The sequence below is a fragment of the Rhodococcus sp. T7 genome (assembly GCF_009872365.1).
Lineage (GTDB): Bacteria > Actinomycetota > Actinomycetes > Mycobacteriales > Mycobacteriaceae > Rhodococcus_F.
Genome location: NZ_WXYH01000391.1, coordinates 18564 through 27269, shown reverse-complemented (window position 1 = coordinate 27269; position 8706 = coordinate 18564). Strand labels below are relative to the sequence as shown.

At 62.8% G+C, this 8706-nt stretch carries 7 protein-coding genes; 2 read left to right on the top strand and 5 right to left on the bottom strand.

From position 1 onward, the window contains the following. Positions 1-557: 557 nt before the first annotated feature. On the bottom strand, positions 558-794 hold the full coding sequence (locus tag MLGJGCBP_RS49930; RefSeq protein ID WP_160093760.1) for a hypothetical protein: 237 nt from the start codon (positions 792-794) through the stop codon (positions 558-560). Here MLGJGCBP_RS49930 and MLGJGCBP_RS52905 point away from each other — a divergent pair. Further along, positions 696-1292, top strand: coding sequence for a Clp protease N-terminal domain-containing protein (locus MLGJGCBP_RS52905; RefSeq protein ID WP_236580863.1), 597 nt, complete (start codon positions 696-698; stop codon positions 1290-1292). The two genes, MLGJGCBP_RS49930 and MLGJGCBP_RS52905, sit on opposite strands and share 99 nt — an antisense overlap. Then, the gene (locus MLGJGCBP_RS49920) at positions 1231-3300 is read left to right on the top strand and encodes a hypothetical protein (RefSeq protein WP_160093759.1); all 2070 of its coding nucleotides are present in this window, start codon (positions 1231-1233) and stop codon (positions 3298-3300) included. The genes MLGJGCBP_RS52905 and MLGJGCBP_RS49920 overlap by 62 nt, the downstream gene beginning before the upstream one ends. Before the next feature lie 870 nt (positions 3301-4170). Here MLGJGCBP_RS49920 and MLGJGCBP_RS49915 read toward each other — a convergent pair. From MLGJGCBP_RS49915 to MLGJGCBP_RS49900, 4 genes are all read right to left on the bottom strand, one after another. Beyond that, positions 4171-4317 (bottom strand): DUF6308 family protein, encoded by a 147-nt coding sequence (locus tag MLGJGCBP_RS49915; protein WP_160093758.1) that lies wholly within the window; start codon positions 4315-4317, stop codon positions 4171-4173. A 113-nt stretch (positions 4318-4430) separates the two neighbouring features. Next, a complete protein-coding gene (locus MLGJGCBP_RS49910; RefSeq protein WP_160093757.1) occupies positions 4431-4604 on the bottom strand; it encodes a hypothetical protein in 174 nt (57 codons plus the stop codon). Positions 4605-4633: 29 nt separating this feature from the next. Then, on the bottom strand, positions 4634-5623 hold the full coding sequence (locus MLGJGCBP_RS49905) for a histidine phosphatase family protein (protein ID WP_236580862.1): 990 nt from the start codon (positions 5621-5623) through the stop codon (positions 4634-4636). A gap of 250 nt (positions 5624-5873) precedes the next feature. Further along, the gene (locus MLGJGCBP_RS49900; protein WP_160093755.1) at positions 5874-8513 is read right to left on the bottom strand and encodes a hypothetical protein; all 2640 of its coding nucleotides are present in this window, start codon (positions 8511-8513) and stop codon (positions 5874-5876) included. Between the last annotated feature and the right edge of the window lie 193 nt (positions 8514-8706).

Below are 8706 nucleotides of genomic sequence, written 5' to 3'. Positions count from 1 at the left end.
TCTCGCTTCTCCCGGCTCTGCGCGCCGGCCGTCGGCTCCACTTCGCTCCGCTCCCCGCCAGGGAGCCGCTGCGCGGCTCGCGGTGGGTCCATTCCCGTTTCCGTCGATCGAGTCGCTTCCGCTCCTCTGAATTTCCCGAGATTAGGTTTCTCACCTCACTTTTACTCGGAACGTTCGATCCGGTCCCCCACGCCCCAACGAAGCTGGGGAGGCGGGAGGGTGTGCCCGACCCGCCGCCCACTCGCCTTCCCGCGCCGCTCCATGTCATACCCACAGCATACCACCCCACCCCCACGCAACCCAAAACAGTCGAAAGTCTAATAACACCCAAAATTGTTCATCGACAACGAGTTACGAACCTTACAACCTGACGTTTGTGCACAACACACGTAAACACTTATTCACCAATAAGTTACCGAAACATGTTGTCAATCAACACCTTTCAAAAATAGCTCGAAATCGGACGAAACGGGCACCCGCGCGCCCGCCGGCACCCCGGTGCCGGCACTCCCCCGACACCTCCACATCACAAACCGGGGACATGTCATCACACCAGGTCACAGCACCATTACGCCCACGGGTGCCGAGGTCACATCGGTCCCACCCATCACCACCTGCACACCACCCAGAATGAACAGCAGAGATTCAGCAGCGGATCGCGTCGCTCGCGGCGACGCCTGGGGAGGGAGCGCGTCATGGTGTTCGAGAGATTCTCCGATCAAGCCCGTCAGGTGGTCGTCCTCGCCGCCGGCGCCGCCCGCACCCACTACCAGAACTCCGTCGGCACCGACCACCTGCTCGTCGGGATCCTCGACGCCGGCGGCCCCGGAACGGCAGCGCTGACCTCATGGGGGGTCACCGCCCCGGCCCTCGAGAGCAAACTCCAGGGCGTCAGCGCACCGGAGGGCTCCGCCCCTTCCGCCGGGCACATCCCATTCACTCCGAAGACGAAGAAGGTCCTCGAAACCTACGGTCCACGACCGCATCACCGACGCCCTCAACCAACCCGAATAGCACCCGGGGCCCAACGAACAAAGGCGCCAACGAACAGAGGTGTTAACGAACAGAGGTGCTGCAGGGCCGAAGACACCCGGCAGTTTCAGTCCGGGAAGAAGAACAAGCAGCAGACAGACGATGACGCCGGAGAAATTCGCCAACCCCTCCCCGACCCCGAATCTCCGGTTAGCATCCTGCTTAGACTGCGTTCGCCACGCCTTCCGAAAGGTGCCGATGAACGGAAGCGACAGGCATCTCGACGTACTACTCGCCGACTACACCTCGGCGCGGGATGACGAACGCGAGCTCCTCAACCAGCAAACCACCCTCTTCCGAGCCGTGGTCGCCACATTGACCCTGCTCGGCGCGCTCGTCGCCAGCATCAGCGGTGAGAACCCAACGCTCCGGATGCCTGACTGGATCTCGGCAGCGGCACCGCTCGTGCCACTGGCTCTGATCTGTTTGCTACAGATCGTCGGCTCCCAGGCGGCCGTGCGCAGCTTCTACATTCGTGCACTGGAACGTCAGCTCCGTAAGGAACTACCCTCACCGCCCACACTCGACAACTACCCCCGGCTCACGGTCATGTCCTACCAGGAAATACAGGTGACGTTGCGATCGCTAGGCCAAGGTACGCGAATCCCGCGCATACTGACGATGATCATCTTTTTCTCGGTCGGCGCGGTATTCATCGGACTCGTCATGTACATGGCCAGCACGTTCGACATCTATCTGAAATTCACCATGATCGTCTTCTACGGCGCCGCCACGGCCCTGATTCTGATGGAGTCCGTCAACGCCACCGTGAGAGGAAAGCGGTACTTCCAGAACCTCGTCGACGATGCGCATCGCCGATCGTTGGAACCACTCACTCCCTCGGTAGACGGGACGGCTTCGACGTCGCGTAGACGAAGCCTCGCGTCGTACCTGATTCTCCCCCGGCCGGCAGACCTGTCCAAGGCGCCGTTTTTTCCGATCGGCGCCCTGGTTCTCGTGGCTGTACGACCCGAGACCGCCGAGCTCGAATACTTCTGGCCACGAGTCGTCGTCCTGTGGCTGGTGCTCGAAGTGCTTGTTTACCAAGCCCGCTATCAGTGGAACGATCTGCGAGGCCTGGGCGAGGACATGCAGGCTCCGGCCGCGGGACAGCGCGGTCGGATACCGCTCGACCCCACGACATCCGACATTCGCCCTGTCGTCATCCTCGTCTCGTGCGTCATCTCGGTACGTCTCTTTCTGGCTGTGCTCGCATGCGCACTCCCGTTTGTCTCGTTCTTCCACCACATGCTTCCGATGCTGCTCGGGGTTTTCGGGCTCGCCGCTGTTTACGAGATTCTCCGAGGCATGGAACGGAACGGGTACGTACCCACAACTCAAGGCCCTCTACAGACGTCGCCGTCCTCCGTCACTGTGCTCGTGTCACTGGTCGTCGGACTCGGGTATCCGTTGCGAACGGTGCTCGGCATCACACTGCCGGCTACCGGCGGCTCCGGAACCCGGGACATCCCGTGGCAGTGGACTTGGCCGTGGAACTGGACCTTGGGCAACCCCTTTCACATGTCCCTACCCGTCGACACAATGTTCCTGGCCGTATTCGCGTTGTATACGCTTTCGCTGGGCATCCTCTTCGTCTCGATGACGTGGTGTCTCGAGGGCGGCACGTTCGTCCGTGAGCACGACGGGAGCACCTACTACTACCGCAGAGACATCGCCCAGAAACCGCACCTTCGGCTCTTGCTCCTGAACACGACACGGAGATTCGCACCGCTGCCGGCACCGACGCAGGAACCCCTACAGCCGATCATCGAGGTGGACGGACGAAGCCAGAAATGGCTCAAATACGCGAGCAGGCTCCACGCCCCATGGAACATCGCGTTGCTCACCGCATTGGCCACCGGAGCTCTCGCGGTCTGCGCAATATGGGGATCGGACCCACAGATCCCTGCCACCGCACTTGCCGCGGCGGCGACGGTAGGCATCAGTGTCGCAATGGCATTACACCGCAACAAGAGCAAGATCACGGCCGTGGTATACGTGGCCGGTCTGCTGCTCGCCGCCGTCACGCTGGCCGCAGCGGCCGCCCATACGTCGGCGAGCGTCACCGCACCATCCGGCACCACGCTCGCCGTCCGCTGGATACTGTCCTCGATGTCAACGATCCCCATCCTCGTCTACAAGTTCTTCGAACACAGTTCATATCGCGATCTCGCCTTCCCGCCACTCACCGATGTCGTCACGAAGGGAGTCCGTCGCGTCCTCGTGGTCGTTCTCGGGAAGGACACGGCCATGCGCATGGGAATCTGACGGAGCACCCATCCAGGCAGCCACATGTCAGGACCGAAAACGTCCACTTCTCGTGCTGAATCGCCGAGAAGCAAGTGGTGATGTCCGTCTCGACCACCCACCGTCGGCCCCGCCAGGACTCGTCAATGAGTACCTGCTGGCCGTCGCGCACACCGCAACCACCCACGCCACAGGACGTCTCTGCGACAGACCTTGTCCCAAAGCGCATGAAACTTCTCGCCTGGGATCGGCCTTGGCCGCCCGGTACAGCGCATACTGCAAGGCACGAACCTGATTTGCGGGAGAAGATCCCGCACCGGCGAACTCACCGAGCCCCTCCAAAACAGAAATACACATCGACGAAGCAGCGGCCCTTCTCTCACCGTTGTCCGCGCGGCTCAAGCAGTACTACGGCCGCCTCCGACGCCCACCCGGCACGCCACCCACTTCCTTCGATTACCGGTTATAGGGCGCGTTGCTCCCGGGTAACACCAATCCGCAGGTTCCCCGGGCCGGGGAGGGCCTCCCCCGGTACCCCGCCGCCACTATCGATACGTTCGAACACCCCATACGCCGAGGAGTCCTTCGGTGCCTGCACTTGAAAGGTCTTGGGCACCTTCCGTGGCCTTCACCCTGATGGAGCGGGCTCGGCACTCTCTCTTTCCCACCCAAAGGGCGGGCTACCCTAACGACGCCGCAGGTTTCGCTTCATGCCACCGGCCGCATCTTCGCTCCCCCTATTACAGGGCTTTCGACACTGGGCTCCGACCCGACTCGTTTCCAGACCGAGCCGCCAGTCTGCTACCGGGCCTCCTGGCAGCTACCCGGACCGGACTTTCACCGGCAAGCGACGACGAGCTTACGAACACGACAAGATCGACTACCTCGAACTCATAGCCACTCCTCTCGTGTTCTGCTGGACGCACCCCAGATCGGGTAGAGCCGGGGGCGTTTGCGGGCGATCAGCTTGGTTGCCTTCGTCTGGCCGATGCCCGGCAGCGCCCACAGGGCCGTTTCCAGGTCCCGATCCGGGCCCACCGCCCTCAGAAGCGCGTTCAGCGCCGCGGACTGGGTGTCGAGGATCGCCGCCCTGACGTGTCGTCGTGGGCGGTTCTACCCTGCGTTGCATGCCGGTGGATTTCTCGAGTGCGTCAGTCGGCACCCAGGTCTGGTCTACGGAACGCGGCATAGCCAAGTGCCAGCAGCAGGGCGATGCCACTGACTACGGTCACGACCAACGTTCCGGTTCCCACGAGAACGAACACGAACGCTGCCAGGGCCACGAGGACTGCGGGCGTGAAAACGAGCCTTGATGTTCGAACCATCAGCCAGTAAGTTAACCCGTCTCGGCGGGTCAAGAGAAGGCCCGGTCATCGTCCGCCCACAGCCCTTTTTCCTCTTCCGTCATTCTGCAGGAATTCATCTTGTAAAGTTTGATCCACTTCTTGTCAAGTCGCCGCTCGCGCCAGTTGCTCAGCTTCCTTTGTAATCCTCGCGGATTGTTGTCTGTCAAGAAACCTGATGGTGTTCCGATCTGGTCGTACGCGTAAACCGCTGCGACGAAGAGCGCCAGGGACACGGTCAGGGCTACCGCTGCCACTACCCGGTGCCACGGCCATTCCTTCTCTTCGAGCAGGAGTGCGTTCAATGCCGTGAACACGAATCCTGCGAGGAAAGTAGACACCACCATCTTTGACTGCACCTTTGGGCGCAACTTGTCCTCCTGGTAGTCCACCGTCGGATACCGGTAGTGAACCCTGCCGCGTCCAGCTTGAAAATCGGCGAGAGCCGACCCCTGGATGCACACCGCGCCGCCATGCGCGATGGGATGCTCCCGATTGCCGGACACGTCGGTGACGAGATCACTAAGCCGACCTTCGTGGCCTACCACTATCACCACAGCGCTTGCGCCTGAAAGGGCTGCGCCCGTGCCTTCGATCTGCCCGACTAGTACGTCGATCCCGCTTGGCCCACCTTCTGGCTTGAGTGCCTCTAGTTTTATTGGGTCCACCTTGTCGGACAGTTCCTTTGAAAGAATCCTGGCTGACTCAAGCGCGTGATCCGCCTCGCTCGAGAAGATGTGGGTCGGGCAGAGTTCTTGGACGGCAAGTGCTTTGGCCAAGATATGCATCTGATAACTTCCCCTTGCGCTCAGTTTTTGGTCGGTGCGCGCCCCATGCCGGACGAATACAAATATCACTGAAGTCCCTCCTGTTTTGAAACTATGGGCAATTCCCGGTTGACCCATCCGGTGAACTCTCAAGTCGACGAACGTCGCTCGCCGAGAGCCGCGGCAATTCACTTCTTGCACCGCTCCTCTTTCGGCACCGCCGGCGCTGGCCACCGGCACCTGTCGGCGTTGGGGACCGAACGAATAATCGCCGGATTCGCCGGCGACGCCTATTTCGCTTCCACGGAGGCGCGCAGGGCAGCGTACGGTTGTCACCCCGTGTCCGGCTCGGCGGGAACCGGGATGTAGCGGCGGTCTTCGGCGACGTGCGCCAAGTGTTCTCACCGACCCTCGTGTGACAAGTGGCTGGCGAAGTTCCTCACACGTGGGCTTCTGCGCTTAGCCCACGTGTCGATCGAGTCAGTCAGATAGTTTTTCCAACGAGAAAGACGATCATCACCCAGTCGTCGATCGACCACCGGAGGTCTCCGACGGGGGCGATCGGTTGGAAGCTTTGCAGACCGAAGGGTCGCTGCACTGCCTCCGTCCACCCGGTGACCAGCTCGGCGTCGGCGTCGGGCGTGTTCTGGATCGACGAGGCCAACCCGAACACGCCGAAGTCGACCGGCGGCCCAGTTTCTGCCCACTCGCCGAGATTGTCCGGGTTCTCGAGTTCGGTGCCAACGAACACGGCCACGAAGACGTCCTCCGGTCGCTCCCTCAGGAGGTCATCAAGGTCTTGTTGCGTCACCTCGTCGAACCTTTGCAGCCCAGTCACGATCTTGTCGAATTCGTCTTCCGACAGCCGAACGAGCAATACCCGGGAAAAGTCAGCCTCGGGCGGTTGGAAGCCGACGGTGAAGAAGACTCCGTCGATGCCGGTCACCTGGAACTCTGGGGGAATCGCCGAGGTCACCGACGTCCGCATGTGGCTCGTGTCGATGAGATCGGCGACGGCCGAGGTCGCGGTCCCGAGGCGGCCGAGGTCGACCTGCTCGCCGTCGCTCGTGGGCGGTGACGCAACCACCCCAGTGATGAGGTGACTACCGCGCGGCGCGGCACTCCACGCCGCGCGGAGCGCGACCCGCGACGACGCGAGCTCGGTGCTCTGCTCGAGGAACTCCGCTACAGCAACTTCCTTGAAGCCGAGTTGGTCGACCCGGTCTTGCACTCTCACCCGGCCGGTGTCGCCATGTTCTTCCCATCGCCCCGCCAACGAGGCGAACCGTTGCAGATCACTTCTGTCGTCGGTGACGGCATGGAGCCATCGGATTCGACGGATGGCCTTGGGAAGCTCGCTTGGTCCGGCGCATATCCTGGTCCGCCGGCGATGGAACATCACCCAATCGGTTTGCGGCGTAACCGCGCTTGTGCTGCCGCGTTCGGCGTCGAACAGTCGGTATCGGGCAACAGTGGTGAAGCTCGCGTCTCTATCCCGATCAGCGAGTTCGGCGCCGATGATGTCGATCACTGCCTCACCGAGGCTGCGTCCCCGAGCTCCGATGTCGAGTGCGCCCGGTGACTCGCTCAGCTCCAGTTCCAGCCCCACCGCACGAGTGGAGTCGCTGTCACCACTGGCCGCAGCGGCGAGGGGGGTCCAGTCCCCGGCGAACATTGGCGAATCGCCTCGCCGCTCCATCGACAAGAGCCCATGGACCTGGCGGGGGTCTCCTCTGTCATCGAACATGGCGCGGGCTCCGCCATGACCCCTGCCAAGGGAAACGTTGAGGATGCGCACGCCCAGACTCGATACGCCGATTCGCCAGTCGAGTGACACGCCCTTGATACGCTGCGGCGGCAAATCATGCTCCTGCCCGGCGACGATGGCGAGGGGATCAACGGCTCCGTTGACCTCAGTCACAAGGTCGATGACACGAGAGCCCCCAGGAGCGTGCCGGGATCTCCTATCTGTCACGACCAGCGACCCGGTGATCTGGGCATCTAACAGCAGCGGCTCGGTGTTCCCGCGGGCATAGGTCGTCGCCCGCAAGCGCAGTGCAGCCTGTCCTCCGATCGGCACCTCGCGCAGGTCGCGATCGGTTTCGACATCGAACCAAATGCCGATGAGTTGTCGGCGCTCGTCCCTGAGGCGTCGATCTGGGGCTACAGCACCGATGACCGCACGTTCGTGGCGTTCCCGAGCCCGTACACCTTCGCGTGTCAAGCGCTGGTAGAACGCGACGTCGGCGAGGATGGCGTCGTGCACATCGTCCACCTCCACGTGGAGCCCGCCATTCGCTTCCCGTCGCGCATCGCCGTCTTCGTCGGCGAACCGGAATCCATTGAATACGGCGGCAACCAGGCCGCCGACAGCCAATTGGGGCGGTACTTCGCCATGAGCGGCAAGCGTCCACGACCAACCAGGCTGTATGTGATCCCTCGCGACAGCGGCGAGCGTCAGGACCGAGCCGCGGGTGTAGCCCCGATCGTCCTTCCTGACCGCGGGCAGGATCCTGAGCCGGCCCTCGAACGCCTCGACCGCGGTGCTCGTTTCGGTGACCAATCCGCCGGGCACGAGGATGTCGACCTCCTCGATGGCGCTCGGGTTGTCGATCCCCTGGAAGAGCGAGATGCGTTCCATGTGCTGGGCCTCTTGCAGGGCCTCGGGGATGTAGTCAGGACGCACAGCGCAGAAGCGCAGGTCCACCCCGGGGCCCATCATGGCGTGCAGTTGTGCCTCCAGCGGCTGGGTAGGGTCGATAGGCACGTAGCCTCCCGAGGGCAGCGTCACGATGCCCCAGTCGATGAAGAGGGATCCGCTCACGGAGCGGACTGGACCCGACAGCGCACCGGAGATCCGCTCGCGCAGTTCCACCAGCGCGGTGGCCGCCGGGTCGCTCGCGATAAGGGAAGCGAGCACATCGTCGGCCTCAGTGAGCACCGAACTCTTCTCCGCACACGGATCGTCGACGCCGGAACCGCCCTTTCCGTTCGGCCCGTCCAGGAGTTGGCACTGGAACTGTAGGAGCTGAGCGAGAAAGACGTCGAGAGGCCGCATCGAGAGGCGCCACCCCCAGTACCGGTGCGGCGTCGTCTCAACCAACTCCCGCCGCGCGACCCACATGTCGAGCCACGTCGTTGTCTTGCCGGACCGCTCGAATACGGCCAGCGGGACTTCCTCACCGCCGACTCCCTCCGCGCCGGCACACCACACGCCCGAGCGGAGTCCGGATCCCGAGATCATCGAGGGGGTCGCTCGTTGCTCGCTATCGAAGTATGCCGTGGCGACTCGCGACCGGATGTGCGTGCGGTCGAAC

What these genes read in the sequence shown, in the direction of transcription:
- MLGJGCBP_RS52905 (WP_236580863.1), top strand. Translation starts at nt 696, where the DNA reads ATGGTGTTCGAGAGATTCTCCGATCAAGCCCGTCAGGTGGTCGTCCTC.
- MLGJGCBP_RS49910 (WP_160093757.1), bottom strand. Translation starts at nt 4,604, where the DNA reads ATGGTTCGAACATCAAGGCTCGTTTTCACGCCCGCAGTCCTCGTGGCC.
- MLGJGCBP_RS49920 (WP_160093759.1), top strand. Translation starts at nt 1,231, where the DNA reads ATGAACGGAAGCGACAGGCATCTCGACGTACTACTCGCCGACTACACC.
- MLGJGCBP_RS49900 (WP_160093755.1), bottom strand. Translation starts at nt 8,513, where the DNA reads ATGTGGGTCGCGCGGCGGGAGTTGGTTGAGACGACGCCGCACCGGTAC.